We start from the raw sequence: 17,723 nt of genomic DNA, 5'->3' as shown, positions 1-17,723 counted from the left end.
TATGGGGTTACCACAGCGCCACGCTGTAGCTAACCAGCAGCCGCACTTCGTCCGCGTCGCGGGCGAAGTTGGAGCGGAAGGTAGCGTTGCGCAGGCGCACGGCGACGTTCTTCAACGGGCCGCTTTGTACCACGTACTTCAGTTCGGTGTTGCGTTCCCACTCCTTGCCCTCGCCACCGGCCGCGCGGCTGACGTTGTCGCCGCTGATGTAGCGGGTCATGAAGGTCAGGCCGGGCAGGCCGAGTGCGGCGAAGTTGTAGTCGTAGCGCGCCTGCCAGGAGCGCTCGTCGGCGCCGGCGAAGTCGTTGATCTGGACGAAGTTGACCAGGTAGGGGTCGGCACCATCGACGTACGGGAAGGCGCTGTCGCCTGACAGCTGCTGCCAGGCGGCGCTGACCTTGTGCCCGCCAAGGGCGTAGCTGAGCATGCCGTTGACGGTGGTGTTGTCGATGTTGCCGGCCTTGGCGGCGCCGGCGTCGTCACTCACCGCCAGGCGCAGGTCGGCGCCGAAGGTGCCCGGGCCCCATGGCTGGGTGGCGACCATGCCGATGAAGTGCTGGCGGTAGATATCGTCGAGCTGGGCAAAGTGGTAGCTGCCGGTGATGCGATCGGTGAACTGGTAGTCGAGGCCGGCCAGGTCCAGGTTGTCGGCGCTGAACGAGCCACCGAAGCGGCCGTTCTTGTTGTTCAGGGCCAGGTCTTCCCAGTTTGTGTCGTTGCGGTCCTTGGCCTTTTCCAGTCGGCCGCCGGTGAAGGTCAGGCCCTTGACCTCCTTCGAGGTGAGCAGGCCACCTTCGAAGGTTTGCGGCAGGATGCGCCCATCGTTGGGTTGCAGGGTCGGCAGTTCGGGGATCAGCGTGCCGATCTTCAGTTCGGTCTGCGACACCTTCACCTTGCCGGTCAGGCCGAGCTTGGAGTACTCGTCGGCGGCCTTGCCGTCATCGTGGGTCGGCAGCAGGCCGGTGTCGGTGCGGTCAGGGCTGGAGTCGAGCTTGATGCCGAGCATGCCCAGCGCATCCAGGCCGAAGCCCACGGTGCCATCGGTGTAGCCAGACTCGAAGTTGAGCATGAAGCCCTGGGCCCACTCGTCGCGCTTGGATTGCTGCGCACTGGTGCCGTCGCGGAAATCGCGGTTGAAGTACATGTTGCGGGTTTCGAAGGTGGCCGTGCTGTCTTCGAAGAAGGCGGCCTGGCTCATCGGGGCGACACCGGCAAGCGCAAGGGCGCTGGCGATGGCGGAGGGGCGTGCGGCAAAGGAACGGGTAGGCGCGAAGGCCTGCGGCTGCGATGACAGCATCACTGATGGCTCCGTTTATTGTTCTTATTCGTTGCACCTTGCTGGTGCTTTTTTCGGCGCGAAGGGCGACCGTGGTGCGATGCTAGGTAACCAACCTTTCGCTAACCTTTCAGCGTGAAAGGTTTGTCGACAGGGCTTCACAGGCCTGCCGACAGCGGTACACTCCGCGCCACCGTCCCACCCGAGCAGGGAGAATCCGATGCGTGTGCTGTTGGTCGAAGACCACCTGCAACTGGCCGAAAGCGTGGCCCAGGCCTTGAAAAGCCATGGCCTGACCGTGGATGTGCTGCATGACGGCGTGGCCGCTGACCTGGCCCTGGCCAGCGAGGAATACGCCGTGGCGGTGCTGGATGTCGGCTTGCCGCGCATGGATGGCTTCGAGGTGCTGGCGCGCCTGCGCAGCCGTGGCAAGACCCTGCCGGTGCTGATGCTGACCGCGCGCAGCGACGTCAAGGACCGGGTCCACGGCCTGAACCTGGGCGCCGACGACTACCTGGCCAAGCCGTTCGAGCTGACCGAACTGGAAGCACGGGTCAAGGCCCTGCTGCGGCGCAGCGTGCTCGGTGGCGAGCGTCAGCAACGCTGCGGGCCGCTGGTGTACGACCTGGACATCCGGCGCTTCACCCTGGGTGGCGAAAACCTGACCCTGACCTCGCGCGAACAGAGCGTACTGGAAGCGCTGATCGCCCGCCCGGGCCGGGTGATGAGCAAGGAGCAACTGGCCGCCCAGGTGTTCGGCCTGGACGAAGAAGCCAGCCCCGACGCCATCGAAATCTACATCCACCGCCTGCGCAAGAAGCTCGACGGCCACCCGGTGGCCATCGTCACCTTCCGTGGCCTGGGCTACCTGCTTGAGCACCGCGATGCGTGACAACGGCAGCCTGCGCGGGCGCTTGCTCGGCAACCTGGCCTTGCTGCTGGTGGTGTTGATGCTGGCCAGTGGCCTGAGCGCTTATTGGAACGGCCGCGAGGCCGCCGATACCGCCTACGACCGAACCCTGCTTGCCTCCGCAAGGACCATTGCCGCAGGCCTGTCCCAGCGTGACGGTTCGTTGAGCGCGGATGTGCCCTACGTGGCCCTGGACACCTTCGCCTACGACAGTGCCGGGCGCATCTACTACCAGGTGCTGGACATCCAGCAGCGGCTGATTTCCGGCTACGAGAACCTGCCAGCGCCGCCGCCGGGCACGCCGCGTACCGACGATTACCCGGCGCTGGCGCGGTTCTACAACGCCACCTACCTGGGCCAGGACGTGCGCGTGGTCAGCCTGCTGAAGCCTGTGAGCGAGCCGAACATGAACGGCATGGCGGAAATCCGCGTGGCCGAGACCGAGGAAGCGCGGGTGCGCATGGCCCGAGGCTTGATGGCCGATACCCTGCTGCGCCTGGGGATGCTGGCGCTGGGCGCGCTGGTGATGGTGTGGTTTGCCGTGAGTGCCGCGTTGCGGCCGCTGGAGCGCCTGCGCACGGCGGTGGAAGAGCGCCAACCGGACGACCTGCGGGCCTTGCCGGTGGTCCAGGTGCAGCGTGAGCTGGGCCCGCTGGTGCGGGCTCTGAACCATTTCACCGAGCGTTTGCGCGGCCAGTTCGAGCGCCAGGCGCAGTTCATCGCCGACGCCGCCCACGAGTTGCGCACGCCACTGGCAGCGCTGAAGGCGCGGGTCGAGCTGGGCCTGCGTTCGGCCGAGCCGCAGGAGTGGCGGCAGACGCTGGAGTCGGCGGCCCAGGGCACTGATCGGCTGACCCACCTGGCCAACCAGCTGCTGTCGCTGGCGCGGGTCGAGAACGGTGCGCGGGCGATTGCCGAAGGCGGTGCGCAGCGCCTGGATCTGAGCCAGTTGGCTCGTGAACTGGGCATGGCCATGGCACCGCTGGCGCACAAGCGCGGGGTGGCGCTGGCCCTGGAGGCCGAGGCGCCGGTGTGGCTGAAGGGCGAGCCGACGCTGCTCAACGAGCTGTTGAGCAACCTGGTGGACAATGCCTTGGCGCATACGCCGGCTGGCGGCAACGTGATCTTGCGAGTGTTGGCGCCGGCGGTGCTTGAGGTGGAGGACGACGGGCCGGGGATTCCCGAGGCCGAGCGTGAGCGGGTGTTCGAGCGCTTCTACCGGCGAAGTGCGCAGGGCAGTGGGCTTGGCTTGGCGATTGTCGGCGAGATCTGCCGGGCGCACCTGGCACAGGTGAGCCTGCATGACGGTGCGAAGGGCGGGTTGCGGGTGAGGGTGAGTTTTATCGCGGATTGATGTGATGCCTGTACCGGCCCTTTCGCGGGTGAACCCGCTCCCACAGGGACCGCGCCGCTGCAGAAGGCTACGCTATACCTGTGGGAGCGGGTTTACCCGCGAAGAGGCCGGCACAGGCTGACACCGGTCAGCGCAACATGCTCCGCGCCTCGATCAGTTCACCCACTTCCAGCTCGGTGCCGTACGGCAGGCCCAAGTGGCGGTATGCCGGTAGTGCCGCCAGCGGCCGGTGGCGCCCGCGCTGGCTGATGCAGCGGGCGATCTGCACGATGTCGATGTAGTCGATCTTGTCTGTCTGCCGGTCCAGGTCCTGCACCTGGCTCGGCAGGTTGACCAGTTGCTCCGGAAACTCCCAGGCCTTGAGGATCTTGTCACCCAGCACCGGCTGGATCTGCTCGATCACATAGTGCAGGCACACCGGGTCGGACAACAGTTCGTTGTGCTCTTCGGCATAGATCAGCACCGGTAGTGCACCAATCTGGTTGACCAGCCCACCGAGGGTAGCCTGGTCGGGCTTGAGCTGCGTAAAACGCCGGCAGATTTCGTAGCTGATGCCCGCCACATCCAGGCTGTTGGCCCAGATATCCCGTAACTTCTGTTCCACCGCCGGCGCACGAGCGTGGAAAATCTGCTCGATTACCAGGCCAATGGCCAGGTTGCAGCTGTAGTTGATGCCCAGCCGCGTGATGGCGGTGTGCAAATCGGTGACCTCGACCGCCGCGCGCAGCAGCGGGCTGTTGACGACCTTGATCAGGCGCGCTGAAAGGGCCGCATCGCGACCGATCACCTTGCTCAGGGCCGCCACGCTGATCTCACTGTCTTCCGCCGCCTCGCGGATGCTCAAGGCAACCTCGGGCAGGGTCGGCAGGACCAGGTCATCCTTTTCGATGGCATCGAGCAACTGTGCTTGAACCATCTCGGCCAGCTTGTTCATGGGCGTGTCTACCGCAGTGGTGGTGCGGCCCCGCCATGTGGGCGGGGCAGGCTGGTCAGCGCTGGATTTCCCGGTCGCGGTCCAGTTCGTAGGGCAGGGTCAGCACCTGCAGGCGCGGGCCTTCGAGGCTGCCCAGGTGCAGGTTGTCGTCTTCCACCGCTTCGGCGCTGAGCACGGCCAGCAGTTCGCAGCCTGTGCCGTTGCTGGCAGCAATGACCACTTCACCGACCGACGAAGCATGGGTGGGCGAGAAAATCTCGGCACCCGGGGCCGGAATGGCCTGCTGGTCCAGTGCCAGGCGGTACTGGCGGCGCTTGAGCTTGCCCAGGTACTGCATGCGGGCAACGATTTCCTGACCGGTGTAGCAGCCCTTCTTGAAGCTGACGCCGTCGACGGCCTGCAGGTTGATCATCTGAGGGATGAACAGCTCGCGGGTCGGCCCCATGACCTGGCCGATCCCGGCGCGAATCTGCCCCAGCAGCCAGTCGTCGAGGCTGCCTTCAGGCAGCGCGGCGGCCAGCGCCAGGCGAACGCTGTCGGCGTTGTCCGCAGGTACCCACAGTTCGACGCGGCCGGTGGACACGGCGATGGCAATCAACCCGTCGTGACGCACGGTGCTGCCGGCTGCCGCGGGCACATCAAGGCCCAGGGCCTGCAGCGCCGAGTCGCCGCCTTGCAGGCCGAAGCGTGCCCAGGCAGCGCTTTCATCGGTCAGCGTCGCCTTGGAGAACACGGCGTACTTCTTGAGGTCGGCCAGCTGGGCGTCGAGCAGCTCGCTGGCCATGGCCAGCAGGTAGCCGTTGCCTTCGGGCAGGATGCGGAAACTCGATTGCATGCGCCCCTTGACCATGCAGCGGGCGCCGAGGCTGGAGTGCTCCAGGCTGAGGTAGTTGATGTTGCAGGTCAGCTGGCCTTGCAGGAACTTGCCTGCATCGGAGCCGCGGACAGCGAGGATGCCCTCGTGGGACAGGGGGCAGAAGAAAGCGGAATCGGCCATGGGTCATCGCGGTGGCTAAAGACTGGCGGCCATCATAGAACGCTGGTAACAAAATAGGTAGGTGACTAGACCAACGCCCGGTGTCGCTTCGCTCGCCTGGCTGTATACTGGCGGGCCATTCGAGGAGGGCCCCATGGTCGAACAAACTGAACTCAACCGGCTTTTCTGGCACAGCCGCCGCGGCATGCTGGAACTGGACGTACTGCTGGTGCCTTTCACCCAGGAAGTCTACCCCACGCTCAACGAGACCGACCGCGAACTCTACGTGCGTCTGTTGAGCTGCGAGGATCAGGACATGTTCGGCTGGTTCATGGAGCGCACCGAGTCCGAAGACCCGGAGTTGCAGCGCATGGTCCGCATCATCCTGGACCGTGTCCAGCCCAAGTGAATGCTTCGAGTGCCGCTGGCAAGGCTCGCGCCTGCTGCTGGCGGTCTACCTGGTGTGCCAGGTACTGGCGTGGTTCGCCGCATGGGCGAGCCCGCTCCCCTGGTGGTCAGCCTTTGCTGTTGTTGCCGCCTGTATTGCCCACGCTGGCTGGGCCATTCCCCGACGTATTCTGCTGACGCATGAGCATGCCGTTGTCGGCCTGCGCCGTGATGTGCGTGGTTGGCAGGTGTTCAGCCGTGCCCGTGGCTGGCAGCCGGTGCGCTTGTGCCGGGATAGCTTGGCGTTGCCTGGGCTGGTGGTGTTGCGCTTTGTGCGGGCGGGGCGCTGGTTGGGGGAGAGCCAATGCGTGCCACTGGATGCGCTGGGGGCTGATGAGCACCGGCGCTTGCGGGTGCGGTTGAAGTTCAGCCGGCGCAGGTGGGCAGGGGTGGGGGCGAGTCAGGGCTGACAGGTGTTCGTTGTGACAGCTTCACCGCCTGCAAGATCGCGCGCCGCCCGCGCGGCGCTCGATCTCGCTGGCGCTGAAATTGCCGCGCCAGGGGCCGGACTCAGATCGGACTAAGAATGGTGTCCTTGGCCTCGTCCAGCATCCCCGGGTAATCCAGGGTGTAATGCAGCCCGCGGCTTTCCTTGCGCTGCATGGCCGACAGGATCATCAGCTCGGCCACCTGCGCCAGGTTGCGCAATTCGATCAGGTCGCGGCTGACCTTGTAGTTGCTGTAGAACTCGTCGATTTCATCCAGCAGCAGGCGAATGCGGTGCTGCGCTCGCTGCAGGCGCTTGCTGGTGCGCACGATGCCGACGTAGTCCCACATGAAGCGCCGCAGTTCGTCCCAGTTGTGCGCAATGATCACGTCCTCGTCCGAGTCGGTGACCTGGCTGGCGTCCCAGCCGGGCAGGGTCTTGGGCATGACCACTTCATCCAGGTGCGCCTGGATGTCGGCCGCGGCGGCACGGCCATAGACGAAGCATTCCAGCAGCGAGTTGCTGGCCATGCGGTTGGCGCCATGCAGGCCGGTGAAACTGGTTTCGCCTATGGCGTACAGGCCCGGTACGTCGGTGTGGCCGCGGTCGTCGACCATCACCCCGCCGCAGGTGTAGTGCGCGGCCGGTACCACCGGGATCGGCTGACGGGTGATGTCGATACCGAAGGCCAGGCAGCGCTCGTACACGGTCGGGAAGTGGCTCTTGATGAAGTCGACCGGCTTGTGGGTGATGTCCAGGTACACGCAGTCCACGCCCAGGCGCTTCATCTCGTGGTCGATGGCGCGGGCCACGATGTCGCGCGGGGCCAGTTCTTCGCGGGGGTCGAAGCGTGGCATGAAACGCTCGCCATTGGGCAGGCGCAGCAGGGCACCTTCGCCGCGCAGGGCTTCGGTGATCAGGAAACTCTTGGCCTGCGGGTGGTACAGGCAAGTCGGGTGAAACTGGTTGAACTCCAGGTTCGCCACCCGGCAGCCGGCCCGCCAGGCCATGGCGATGCCGTCGCCGCAGGCACCATCGGGGTTGCTGGTATACAGGTAGACCTTGGCCGCACCGCCAGTGGCCAGCACGGTGAAACGCGCACCGAAGGTGTCAACCTCGCCGGTGTTGCGGTCGAGCACATAGGCACCCAGGCAGCGCTCGCCGGGCAGGCCGAGGCGGCGTTCGGTAATCAGGTCGACCGCCACGCGCTGCTCCAGCAACTGGATGTTCGGGCGCAGGCGGGCCTGCTCCAGCAGCGTGGTGAAGATGGCTGCGCCGGTGGCATCGGCAGCGTGGATGATACGCCGGTGACTATGGCCGCCTTCGCGGGTCAGGTGGAACTCGAAGCCACCGTCGTCGACGCTGTAGTGCTCGTCTCGGGTAAAGGGCACGCCTTGCTCGATAAGCCACTCGATGGCTTCGCGGCTGTGCTCGACGGTGAAGCGCACGGCGTCTTCATGGCACAGGCCGCCGCCGGCATTGAGGGTGTCCTCGACATGCGACTGCACGGTATCGGTATTGTCCAGCACTGCCGCGACACCGCCCTGGGCCCAGAAGGTCGAGCCGTTGGCCAGGTCGCCCTTGCTGAGCACGGCGACTCGCAGGTGGCTGGGAAGGTTCAGTGCCAGGCTGAGACCGGCGGCACCGCTGCCGATCACCAGGACATCATGTTGGAATTGTTGGCTCATGTCGGGACACTAGTATTCTTTGGAAGGGGCGCGGCACAATAGTCACGCGCCGATGGCATTGTGAAACTATCGTTGAAACCGGCTGGGTTGCCTTTATAGCAGCCCCGGGTGGCCAATTTCCATGCCACTTGCCTGGTCGCTGCAACCTTTGTGGGAACTTTCCGACATGGCGGGAAATCCTATGAAGGCTGCCCACGCGCCACAACTGCTGCGGCGACGCAGGGCGGCAGGCCTGTCCGGGCTGTCCCTGCGTACTCGAAACCTGATTATCGACGTAGCCGGCCGTGTCCGTGCCGCGTCTTCCGTGCAAGCCGACCAAGGGCTGCAGGAAACTTGCTTGGAGGGGAGAACTTTTGCGCAAAGCCCGAGTCTATGGTTGCAAGCCTGAACGATGGCTGATGCAACGCTCCTTCGAGTTCACTGAGGAGTGTTCATGCTAACCCAGGAAGAGGATCAGCAGCTTGTCGAGCGCGTTCAGCGCGGTGACAGGCGAGCGTTCGATCTGTTGGTGCTGAAGTATCAGCACAAGATTCTCGGGTTGATCGTGCGGTTCGTTCACGACACCCACGAGGCCCAGGATGTAGCACAGGAAGCCTTCATCAAGGCCTACCGTGCGCTTGGCAATTTCCGCGGAGACAGTGCGTTCTATACGTGGCTGTACCGCATCGCCATCAACACGGCGAAGAACTACCTGGTGTCCCGTGGAAGACGGCCGCCAGACAGTGATGTGAGCTCCGAGGATGCGGAGTTTTACGACGGCGATCATGGTCTCAAGGATCTCGAGTCCCCAGAGCGCTCGTTGTTGCGGGATGAAATCGAAGGCACTGTCCATCGCACCATCCAGCAACTGCCCGAAGACCTGCGCACGGCACTGACCCTGCGCGAGTTCGATGGGCTGAGTTACGAAGACATTGCCAGTGTCATGCAGTGTCCGGTGGGTACCGTGCGCTCTCGAATCTTCCGCGCTCGGGAGGCAATAGACAAAGCCCTGCAACCTTTGTTGCAGGAAACCTGAGACAGCGGCGACAGCCAAGAGAGGAACCGCCATGAGTCGTGAAGCTTTGCAGGAATCGCTGTCCGCGGTGATGGATAACGAAGCGGACGAGCTTGAACTGCGTCGTGTTTTGAACGCCGTAGACGATGCTGAAACCCGTGCCACCTGGTCGCGTTACCAGGTAGCCCGCGCAGCGATGCACAAGGAGCTGCTGCTGCCCAACCTGGATATCGCCTCGGCGGTGTCTGCAGCGCTGGCTGACGAAGCCGTGCCGGCCAAGGCCAAGAAAGGGCCATGGCGCAGCATTGGCCGCCTGGCGGTAGCTGCTTCGGTCACCGTGGCAGTGCTGGCTGGTGTACGCATGTACAACCAGGACGAGATCACTGGCGCCGAGCTTGCTGCCCAGCAACCTGCCCAGCAGGGTTTGAGTGTGCCACAAGCACAAGGCCCGGCCGTTTTGGCAGGCTATAGTGAGAGCAGTGAGCAACCGACCGGGCCGATGGCCAACGGCGTACTGCAGAACCAGGCCGGCTGGGACCAGCGTCTGCCAGGTTACCTGCGCCAGCATGCCCAGGAATCTGCGCTCAAGGGCACTGAAACCGCATTGCCGTATGCCCGCGCCGCCAGCCTGGAAAACCGTTAAGTAAGGAGGATCATGCGCGCGCTACCTCTCCTGTCGCTGCTGATTGGCAGCTGCATGACGGTGCCAGCGTTGGCGGCCAATTCCTCGCCCGAGGCGAGCGAGTGGCTGAGCAAGCTGGCACAGGCCGAGCAAAAGCAGAGCTACCAAGGCTCTTTTGTCTACGAACGCAACGGCAGTTTCTCTTCCCACGAGATCTGGCACAGGGTCGACGACGGCAAAGTCAGCGAGCGGCTGTTGCAACTCGATGGCGCCTCCCAGGAGATCGTGCGCGTGGACGGCAAGGTAGAGTGCGTCAGCGGGGCCTTGGCCAGTGGTGTTGCGACGCCCCCGGACACCGCGCAGCGTGTGCTGGATCCGCTGAAACTCATGGGCTGGTATGACTTGAGCGTTGCGGGCAAGTCGCGGGTCGCCGGGCGCGATGCCGTGATAGTGACGCTCAGCCCGCGCGATCAGCACCGCTATGCCTTCGAATTGCACCTGGACCGTACTACCGGGCTGCCGCTGCGCTCGTTGATGATCAATGACAAGGGGCAGTTGCTGGAGCGCTTCCAGATGACCCGTCTCGATACTGACGCACCCAGCGACGACGACCTGCGCGCCAGCGCTGCGTGCAAGCCGGTGCCGCATGTGGTCGCTGCCGCCAATGACACGGTCGCCGGCTGGCGTTCGGACTGGCTGCCGCCTGGTTTCGAACTGGTCAACAGCTCGGTCCGCCGCGACCCCAAGAACGACAGCACGGTCAGCAGCCTGATGTACGACGATGGCCTGGCGCGCTTCTCGGTGTTTCTCGAGTCGGTAAAGGATGAGGGCGGGACCGACATGCGCACCCAGCTTGGCCCGACTTCGGCTGTTTCGCGTCGGTTGAACACGCCCAAGGGCAAGGTGATGGTCACTGTGGTCGGCGAGATTCCGCTGGGTACCGCAGAGCGTGTGGCGCTGTCGATGCGCCCCCAGGATGGCCAGGCGCGCCAGTGATGGCGCGCATTTGCGGGCCTGGCGTGTGGGTTATGCCAAGGCGTGCGGACATGCCTCTGAAATGAAATTAAAGCATTGTCATTTGCAATCCATCGGCAAATTTTCTATAGGTCAGGCTTCTTGGAGCCTGGCCTTTCCTGCTTTGTGCAGGGGCCTTTCTAAACTACCGCTCGTTGTGACGGGAGCCGTATGTCAATACCACGCTTGAAATCCTACCTATCGATGTTCGCCGCCGTGCTGATGCTCGGCCAGGTGCTCAGCGCACAGGCCGAGGAAGCCCTGCCGGACTTCACTACCCTGGTCGAGCAGGCCTCACCCGCAGTGGTCAACATCAGTACCAAGCAGAAACTGCCTGACCGCCGCATGGCTGCCGGGCAGATGCCCGACCTGGAAGGCCTGCCGCCGATGTTCCGCGAGTTCTTCGAGCGCAACATGCCGCAGCAGCCTCGCTCGCCGCGTGGCGACCGCCAACGCGAGGCCCAGTCGTTGGGTTCGGGCTTCATCATTTCCAGCGATGGCTACGTGCTGACCAACAACCACGTGGTAGCGGATGCCGACGAGATCATCGTCCGCCTGTCGGACCGCAGCGAGCTGCAGGCCAAGCTGGTCGGCACCGACCCGCGCACCGATGTGGCCCTGCTCAAGGTCGAGGGCAAGAACTTGCCGACCGTCAAACTGGGTGATTCCGAGAAGCTCAAGGTGGGCGAGTGGGTGCTGGCCATCGGTTCGCCGTTCGGCTTCGACCATTCGGTGACCAAAGGTATCGTCAGCGCCAAGGGCCGTACCTTGCCCAACGATACCTACGTACCGTTCATCCAGACGGACGTGGCCATCAACCCGGGCAACTCGGGCGGCCCGCTGTTCAACATGAACGGCGAAGTGGTGGGTATCAACTCGCAGATCTTCACCCGTTCCGGCGGTTTCATGGGCCTGTCGTTCGCCATCCCGATCGATGTGGCGATCGATGTCTCCAATCAATTGAAAAAAGACGGCAAGGTCAGCCGCGGCTGGCTGGGCGTGGTGATCCAGGAAGTCAACAAGGACCTGGCTGAATCGTTCGGCCTGGACAAGCCGGCCGGTGCCCTGGTGGCCCAGGTGCTGGAAAACGGCCCGGCAGCCAAGGGCGGCCTGCAGGTGGGTGACGTGATCCTGAGCATGAACGGCCAGCCGATCGTCATGTCGGCCGACCTGCCGCATCTGGTCGGCAGCCTCAAGGACGGCGAAAAGGCCAAGCTGGAGATCATCCGCAACGGCAAGCGCCAGAACCTCGATATCAGTGTTGGTGCACTGCCGGACGACGATGCCGACATCGGTACCGCCGCCGAAGGCAGCGCCGAGCGCAGCAGCAACCGCCTGGGCGTTTCGGTGGCCGACCTGACCGCCGAGCAGAAAAAAGCCCTGGAGCTCAAGGGCGGCGTGGTCATCAAGGAAGTCCAGGATGGCCCGGCCGCGATGATCGGCCTGCGCCCGGGTGACGTGATCAGCCACCTGAACAACCAGGCCATCGGTTCGGCGAAGGAATTCACCGAAATCGCCAAGGAACTGCCGAAGAACCGTTCGGTGTCGATGCGCGTGCTGCGTCAGGGCCGTGCCAGCTTCATTACCTTCAAGCTGGCTGAATAAGCGGTCTGGCAAGGAGAAAAGGGCAGCTTCGGCTGCCCTTTTTCATGAAAGTTCACAATTGCGGGGGTGAATGCTGTGTACAGCCCGATAGAGGAATCTCCCATATCCCGGCAGCTTAAGGTACAATTCCCGGCTATTTTTCGGCGGGCGTCCGGCTCGCAGCCTTTTCGAGTGTTGACCCGTGAGTGATTTGAGTCATATCCGCAATTTCTCCATCATCGCCCACATCGACCATGGCAAGTCGACGCTGGCCGACCGTTTCATCCAGATGTGCGGTGGCCTGTCGGCACGCGAGATGGAAGCCCAGGTGCTCGATTCCATGGACCTGGAGCGTGAGCGCGGTATCACCATCAAGGCCCACAGCGTCACGCTCAATTACAAGGCGCAGGACGGCAAGGTCTACCAGCTGAACTTCATCGATACCCCCGGCCATGTCGACTTCACCTACGAAGTTTCGCGTTCGCTGGCGGCTTGTGAAGGTGCGCTGCTGGTGGTGGATGCTGGCCAGGGCGTCGAGGCCCAGTCCGTTGCCAACTGCTACACCGCCATCGAGCAGGGCCTTGAGGTCATGCCGGTACTGAACAAGATGGACCTGCCCCAGGCCGATCCGGATCGCGTCAAGGACGAGATCGAGAAGATCATCGGCATCGACGCCACCGACGCCGTGGCCTGCAGTGCCAAGAGCGGCATGGGCGTCGACGAGGTTCTCGAGCGCCTGGTACAGACCATCCCCGCGCCGGAAGGCGATATCGAGGCGCCGCTGCAGGCGCTGATCATCGACTCCTGGTTCGACAACTACCTGGGCGTGGTCTCGCTGGTGCGCGTGCGCCACGGCCGCGTCAAGAAAGGCGACAAGATCCTGGTCAAGTCCACCGGCAAGGTGCACCTGGTCGACAGCGTGGGCGTGTTCACCCCGAAACACACCCAGACCGCCGACCTGAAGGCCGGCGAAGTGGGCTTCATCATCGCCAGCATCAAGGACATCCACGGTGCCCCGGTCGGTGACACCCTGACCCTGTCCTCGACCCCTGAGGTCGAAGTGCTGCCAGGCTTCAAGAAAATCCAGCCGCAGGTCTACGCCGGACTGTTCCCGGTCAGCTCCGACGACTTCGAGGACTTCCGCGATGCGCTGCAGAAGCTGACCCTGAACGACTCGTCGCTGCAATACATGCCGGAAAGCTCCGACGCCCTGGGCTTCGGCTTCCGTTGCGGCTTCCTCGGCATGCTGCACATGGAGATCATCCAGGAGCGCCTGGAGCGCGAATACGACCTGGATCTGATCACTACGGCGCCAAGCGTGATCTACGAGCTGGAACTGAAAACCGGCGAGACCATCACCGTCGACAACCCGTCGAAGCTGCCAGATGTCTCGGCGGTCGCCGACTTCCGCGAGCCGATCGTCACCGCCACCATCCTGGTGCCGCAGGAACACCTGGGCAACGTCATCACCCTGTGCATCGAGAAGCGTGGCGTGCAGCGCGACATGCAGTTCCTCGGCAGCCAGGTGCAGGTGCGCTACGACCTGCCGATGAACGAAGTGGTGCTGGACTTCTTCGACCGCCTCAAGTCCACCAGCCGCGGCTATGCTTCGCTGGACTATCATTTCGATCGCTACCAGTCGGCCAACCTGGTCAAGCTGGATGTACTGATCAACGGCGACAAGGTCGATGCCTTGGCATTGATCGTGCACCGCGACAACGCGGCCTACAAAGGCCGTGCGTTGACCGAGAAGATGAAGGAACTGATCCCTCGGCAGATGTTCGACGTGGCGATCCAGGCAGCTATCGGCGGCCAGATCATCGCGCGGACAACCGTCAAGGCGCTCAGAAAGAACGTACTGGCCAAGTGCTACGGTGGTGACGTCAGCCGTAAGAAGAAACTGCTGGAGAAGCAGAAGGCCGGTAAGAAACGCATGAAACAGGTGGGCAACGTGGAGATTCCACAGGAAGCCTTCCTCGCCGTGCTCAGGTTGGATAGCTAGGTCCTATGTCGCTAAATTTCCCGCTGTTGCTAGTCATCGCCGTCTTCGTCTGCGGCCTGCTGGGCTTGATCGACCTGCTGTTCCTGGCCCCGCGCCGGCGTGCGGCAATCGCCAACTACCAGGGCAGCGTCAGCCAGCCCGAGATGGCGGTGGTCGAGCGCCTGGGCAAGGAACCGTTGCTGGTCGAGTATGGCAAGTCGTTCTTCCCGGTGCTGTTCATCGTGCTGGTGCTGCGTTCGTTTCTGGTCGAGCCGTTCCAGATCCCTTCGGGGTCGATGAAGCCGACCCTGGAAGTGGGCGACTTCATCCTTGTGAACAAGTTCTCGTACGGTATTCGCCTGCCGGTGATCGACAAGAAGGTCATCGAGGTGGGTGACCCGCAACGCGGTGATGTGATGGTGTTCCGCTACCCGAGCGACCCGAACGTCAACTACATCAAGCGTGTGGTCGGCCTGCCAGGCGATGTGGTGCGCTACACCAGCGACAAGCGGTTGTTCGTCAACGGCCAGCCGATTGCAGAACAATTGGTGGGCACCGAGCCGGGCACTCTGGGCAGCGCCCAGCTGTACAAGGAAAAGCTCGGCGAAGCCGAACACCTGATCCGCAAGGAAATGAGCCGTTACCGCATGCCGCCGGACCAGCAGTGGACCGTGCCGGCGGGCCATTACTTCATGATGGGCGACAACCGCGACAACTCCAACGACAGCCGTTACTGGGATGACCCTAACATCCCGAAGGAACTGCACGGCATGGTTCCGGACCGGAACATCGTCGGCAAGGCCTTCGCGGTGTGGATGAGCTGGCCTGAGCCCAAGCTCAGCCACCTGCCCAACCTGTCGCGGGTCGGTCTGATCCATTGATACCCATCGGCGCTGGCCAGCAGGCAGCGCCGAATGCATTTCTGACATAGGCTGTGTTCTCAGGGATCGGGAGATTCGCCGCACATCGCGGCGGGCCACAGCCAAACAGTCTTTCAGGATGTTGATTTGAACAACGCGTTGAACAACGAACGGGTGGCTGCATGAGTGCTCCCCTTGCCCGTCTGGAGCGAAAGCTCGGTTATACCTTCAAGAACCAGGACCAGATGCTCCTGGCACTGACCCATCGCAGTTACGCCGGGCGCAACAATGAGCGCCTGGAGTTTCTCGGTGATGCCATTCTCAACTTCGTCGCCGGCGAAGCGCTGTTCGAGCGCTTCCCGCAGGCCCGCGAAGGCCAGCTGTCGCGCTTGCGCGCGCGCCTGGTCAAGGGTGAGACCCTGGCCCGCCTGGCCCGTGGTTTCGATCTGGGCGATCACCTGCGCCTGGGTTCGGGTGAGCTCAAGAGCGGTGGCTTCCGCCGCGAGTCGATCCTGGCCGACGCCCTGGAGGCGCTGATTGGCGCCATCTACCTGGACGCCGACATGGAAACGGCCCGGGAGCGCGTGCTGGCCTGGCTGGCCGATGAGTTCGAAGGCCTGACCCTGGTCGATACCAACAAGGACCCGAAAACCCGCCTGCAGGAGTTCCTGCAGTCGCGCAGCTGTGAGCTGCCGCGTTACGAAGTGGTAGATATCCAGGGCGAACCGCACTGCCGGACCTTCTTCGTCGAATGCGAAGTAGTGCTGCTGAACAACAAGAGCCGTGGCCAGGGCGTTAGCCGGCGTATTGCCGAGCAAGTCGCCGCCGCGTCTGCACTGATCGCCTTGGGCGTGGAGAATGGCAATGACTGATAGCAACCCGACCCGCTGCGGCTACGTGGCCATTGTCGGCCGCCCGAACGTGGGCAAGTCGACCCTGCTCAACCACATCCTCGGCCAGAAGCTGGCGATCACCTCTCGCAAGCCGCAGACCACCCGCCACAACATGCTCGGCATCAAGACCGAGGGTGACGTGCAGGCGATTTACGTCGATACCCCCGGTATGCACAAGGCCAACGACAAGGCCTTGAACCGCTACATGAACCGCAATGCTTCGGCGGCCCTGAAGGACGTCGACGTGGTGATCTTCGTGGTCGACCGCACCAAATGGACCGACGAGGACCAACTGGTGCTGGAGCGCGTGCAGTACGTGACAGGCCCACTGATCATCGCGGTCAACAAGACCGACCGCATGGAAGAGAAGGCCGAATTGATCCCGCACCTGCAATGGCTGCAGGAACAGTTGCCGAACGCCGAAGTGATGCCTATTTCCGCGCAGCAGGGGCACAACCTGCAGGCGCTGGAAGCACAGATCGCCAAGCACCTGCCCGAGAACGAACACTTCTTTCCCGAAGACCAGATCACCGACCGCAGCAGCCGCTTCCTGGCTGCCGAACTGGTGCGCGAGAAGATCATGCGCCAGCTGGGTGCGGAATTGCCGTACCAGATCACCGTGGAAATCGAAGAATTCAAGCAGCAGGGCCATGTGCTGCACATCCATGCGCTGATCCTGGTCGAGCGCGACGGCCAGAAAAAGATCATCATTGGCGACAAGGGCGAGCGCATCAAGCGCATCGGCTCCGAGGCGCGCAAGGACATGGAGGTGCTGTTCGACTCCAAGGTCATGCTCAATCTGTGGGTCAAGGTGAAAGGCGGCTGGTCCGATGACGAGCGCGCCCTGCGTTCGCTGGGCTACGGCGACCTCTAAGCCTCGCACGGCCGGTCTCTGCAGGAGCGGCCTTGTGTCGCGACAGGGCCGCAAAGCGGCCCCGGATTTTCAGCTTCGCAGCATAAATTGCTGGGGCTGCTGCGCAGCCCTATCGCGACACAAGGCCGCTCCTACAAGGGCCAGTGCAACCCCTGGGGCACGTATTTTCCATGGAACAACCTGTCGGCCAGCCAGCCTACGTGCTGCACAGCCGTGCCTACAAAGAAACCAGTGCGCTGGTGGACTTCTTCACCCCGCAAGGGCGCATGCGCGCCGTGCTGCGCCGTGCGCGTGGCAAGGGTGGCAGCCTGGTGCGGCCGTTCGTGCCGCTGGAGCTGGAACTGCGTGGGCGTGGCGAGCTGAAGAATGTCGGTCGCATGGACAGTGCCGGCATCGCCGCCTGGCTGCATGGCGATGCCCTGTTCAGCGGGTTGTACCTCAACGAACTGCTCATGCGCCTGCTGCCAGCCGAAGCGCCTTTTCCGGCGCTGTTCGAACACTACACCCTGACCTTGCAAGCCTTGGCCGCCGGTCGCCCGCTGGAGCCGCTGCTGCGCTCCTTCGAATGGCGGCTGTTGGACGAGCTCGGTTATGCGTTTTCGTTGCACCACGACGTCAATGACCAGCCGATCGCGGCCGATGGCCTGTACCGCTTGCGAGTGGATGCCGGCCTGGAGCGGGTCGAGCTGGTGCAACCTGGGCTGTTCCGCGGCAGTGAACTGGCGGCCCTGGCCGAAGCCGACTGGGATGCCCCAGGTGCCTTGCTCGCTGCCAAGCGCCTGATGCGCCAGGCATTGGCGGTTCATCTGGGGGCAAAACCGCTGGTCAGCCGGGAACTGTTTCGCAAGCGCTGATCACGACGTATGCTGTGGGGCTAAATCTTCAGGAG

Annotated in this window: 17 protein-coding genes; 13 read left to right on the top strand and 4 right to left on the bottom strand. The window is 63.5% G+C overall.

Features of this window, described 5'->3' with window-relative positions; genetic code table 11:
• Positions 1-7 precede the first annotated feature (7 nt).
• Positions 8-1,297, bottom strand: a complete 1,290-nt coding sequence (locus IRZ77_RS14010) for an OprD family porin (protein WP_108481304.1) — start codon at positions 1,295-1,297, stop codon at positions 8-10.
• Between the two features lie 199 nt (positions 1,298-1,496).
• Between IRZ77_RS14010 and IRZ77_RS14005 the strand changes: the two genes are divergently transcribed.
• Both IRZ77_RS14005 and IRZ77_RS14000 read left to right on the top strand, forming a co-directional pair.
• Entirely contained in the window at positions 1,497-2,168 is a 672-nt protein-coding gene (locus tag IRZ77_RS14005; RefSeq protein ID WP_046614793.1) for a response regulator, read from the top strand.
• Positions 2,161-3,540, top strand: coding sequence for a sensor histidine kinase (locus tag IRZ77_RS14000; protein ID WP_025340432.1), 1,380 nt, complete (start codon positions 2,161-2,163; stop codon positions 3,538-3,540). Before IRZ77_RS14005 ends, IRZ77_RS14000 begins: the two co-directional genes overlap by 8 nt.
• Positions 3,541-3,667: 127 nt before the next feature.
• Here the strand turns inward: IRZ77_RS14000 and IRZ77_RS13995 are convergent, their stop codons facing one another.
• Positions 3,668-4,474, bottom strand: a complete 807-nt coding sequence (locus IRZ77_RS13995) for an HDOD domain-containing protein (protein ID WP_015271603.1) — start codon at positions 4,472-4,474, stop codon at positions 3,668-3,670.
• A 55-nt stretch (positions 4,475-4,529) separates the two neighbouring features.
• Complete coding sequence (gene ygfZ / locus IRZ77_RS13990; RefSeq protein ID WP_196173700.1) at positions 4,530-5,471, bottom strand: CAF17-like 4Fe-4S cluster assembly/insertion protein YgfZ; 942 nt, start codon at positions 5,469-5,471, stop codon at positions 4,530-4,532.
• Positions 5,472-5,604: 133 nt separating this feature from the next.
• Here ygfZ and IRZ77_RS13985 point away from each other — a divergent pair, with 133 nt between their 5' ends.
• Both IRZ77_RS13985 and IRZ77_RS13980 read left to right on the top strand, forming a co-directional pair.
• Positions 5,605-5,859, top strand: a complete 255-nt coding sequence (locus IRZ77_RS13985) for an FAD assembly factor SdhE (protein ID WP_003252043.1) — start codon at positions 5,605-5,607, stop codon at positions 5,857-5,859.
• Positions 5,843-6,307: a protein YgfX gene (locus IRZ77_RS13980; protein ID WP_196173698.1), complete on the top strand. Its 465-nt coding sequence runs from the start codon at positions 5,843-5,845 to the stop codon at positions 6,305-6,307. Before IRZ77_RS13985 ends, IRZ77_RS13980 begins: the two co-directional genes overlap by 17 nt.
• 100 nt (positions 6,308-6,407) lie before the next feature.
• On the opposite strand, the gene nadB is transcribed toward IRZ77_RS13980, so the two are convergent.
• Positions 6,408-8,012, bottom strand: a complete 1,605-nt coding sequence (nadB, locus tag IRZ77_RS13975) for an L-aspartate oxidase (protein ID WP_085601584.1) — start codon at positions 8,010-8,012, stop codon at positions 6,408-6,410.
• A 433-nt stretch (positions 8,013-8,445) separates the two neighbouring features.
• On the opposite strand from nadB, the gene rpoE reads away from it, so the two are divergent.
• The 9 genes from rpoE (at position 8,446) to recO (ending at position 17,688) form a co-directional block, all read left to right on the top strand.
• The gene (gene rpoE / locus IRZ77_RS13970; RefSeq protein WP_003252049.1) at positions 8,446-9,027 is read left to right on the top strand and encodes an RNA polymerase sigma factor RpoE; all 582 of its coding nucleotides are present in this window, start codon (positions 8,446-8,448) and stop codon (positions 9,025-9,027) included.
• Between the two features lie 31 nt (positions 9,028-9,058).
• Entirely contained in the window at positions 9,059-9,649 is a 591-nt protein-coding gene (locus IRZ77_RS13965; RefSeq protein WP_013973999.1) for a sigma-E factor negative regulatory protein, read from the top strand.
• A gap of 12 nt (positions 9,650-9,661) precedes the next feature.
• A complete protein-coding gene (locus IRZ77_RS13960; RefSeq protein ID WP_196173696.1) occupies positions 9,662-10,624 on the top strand; it encodes a MucB/RseB C-terminal domain-containing protein in 963 nt (320 codons plus the stop codon).
• A 222-nt stretch (positions 10,625-10,846) separates the two neighbouring features.
• The gene (locus IRZ77_RS13955) at positions 10,847-12,247 is read left to right on the top strand and encodes a DegQ family serine endoprotease (protein ID WP_371916247.1); all 1,401 of its coding nucleotides are present in this window, start codon (positions 10,847-10,849) and stop codon (positions 12,245-12,247) included.
• A 181-nt stretch (positions 12,248-12,428) separates the two neighbouring features.
• Positions 12,429-14,228, top strand: a complete 1,800-nt coding sequence (lepA, locus tag IRZ77_RS13950) for a translation elongation factor 4 (protein WP_025340425.1) — start codon at positions 12,429-12,431, stop codon at positions 14,226-14,228.
• A gap of 5 nt (positions 14,229-14,233) precedes the next feature.
• Positions 14,234-15,088 carry a signal peptidase I gene (gene lepB / locus IRZ77_RS13945; RefSeq protein WP_046614787.1) on the top strand — a complete coding sequence of 285 codons (855 nt, stop codon included), beginning with the start codon at positions 14,234-14,236 and terminating at the stop codon, positions 15,086-15,088.
• A gap of 161 nt (positions 15,089-15,249) precedes the next feature.
• Complete coding sequence (gene rnc / locus IRZ77_RS13940) at positions 15,250-15,939, top strand: ribonuclease III (protein WP_003258487.1); 690 nt, start codon at positions 15,250-15,252, stop codon at positions 15,937-15,939.
• Positions 15,932-16,834, top strand: a complete 903-nt coding sequence (era, locus tag IRZ77_RS13935; RefSeq protein WP_015271595.1) for a GTPase Era — start codon at positions 15,932-15,934, stop codon at positions 16,832-16,834. The genes rnc and era overlap by 8 nt, the downstream gene beginning before the upstream one ends.
• A gap of 170 nt (positions 16,835-17,004) precedes the next feature.
• Entirely contained in the window at positions 17,005-17,688 is a 684-nt protein-coding gene (recO, locus tag IRZ77_RS13930; protein WP_108481306.1) for a DNA repair protein RecO, read from the top strand.
• Positions 17,689-17,723 lie beyond the last annotated feature (35 nt).

Origin of the sequence: Pseudomonas pudica (genome assembly GCF_015680405.1) — a bacterium.
Taxonomy (GTDB): Bacteria; Pseudomonadota; Gammaproteobacteria; order Pseudomonadales; family Pseudomonadaceae; genus Aquipseudomonas; species Aquipseudomonas pudica.
Note: the sequence above shows the minus strand (reverse complement) of the source record. Positions and strands in the feature narration are given on the sequence as shown.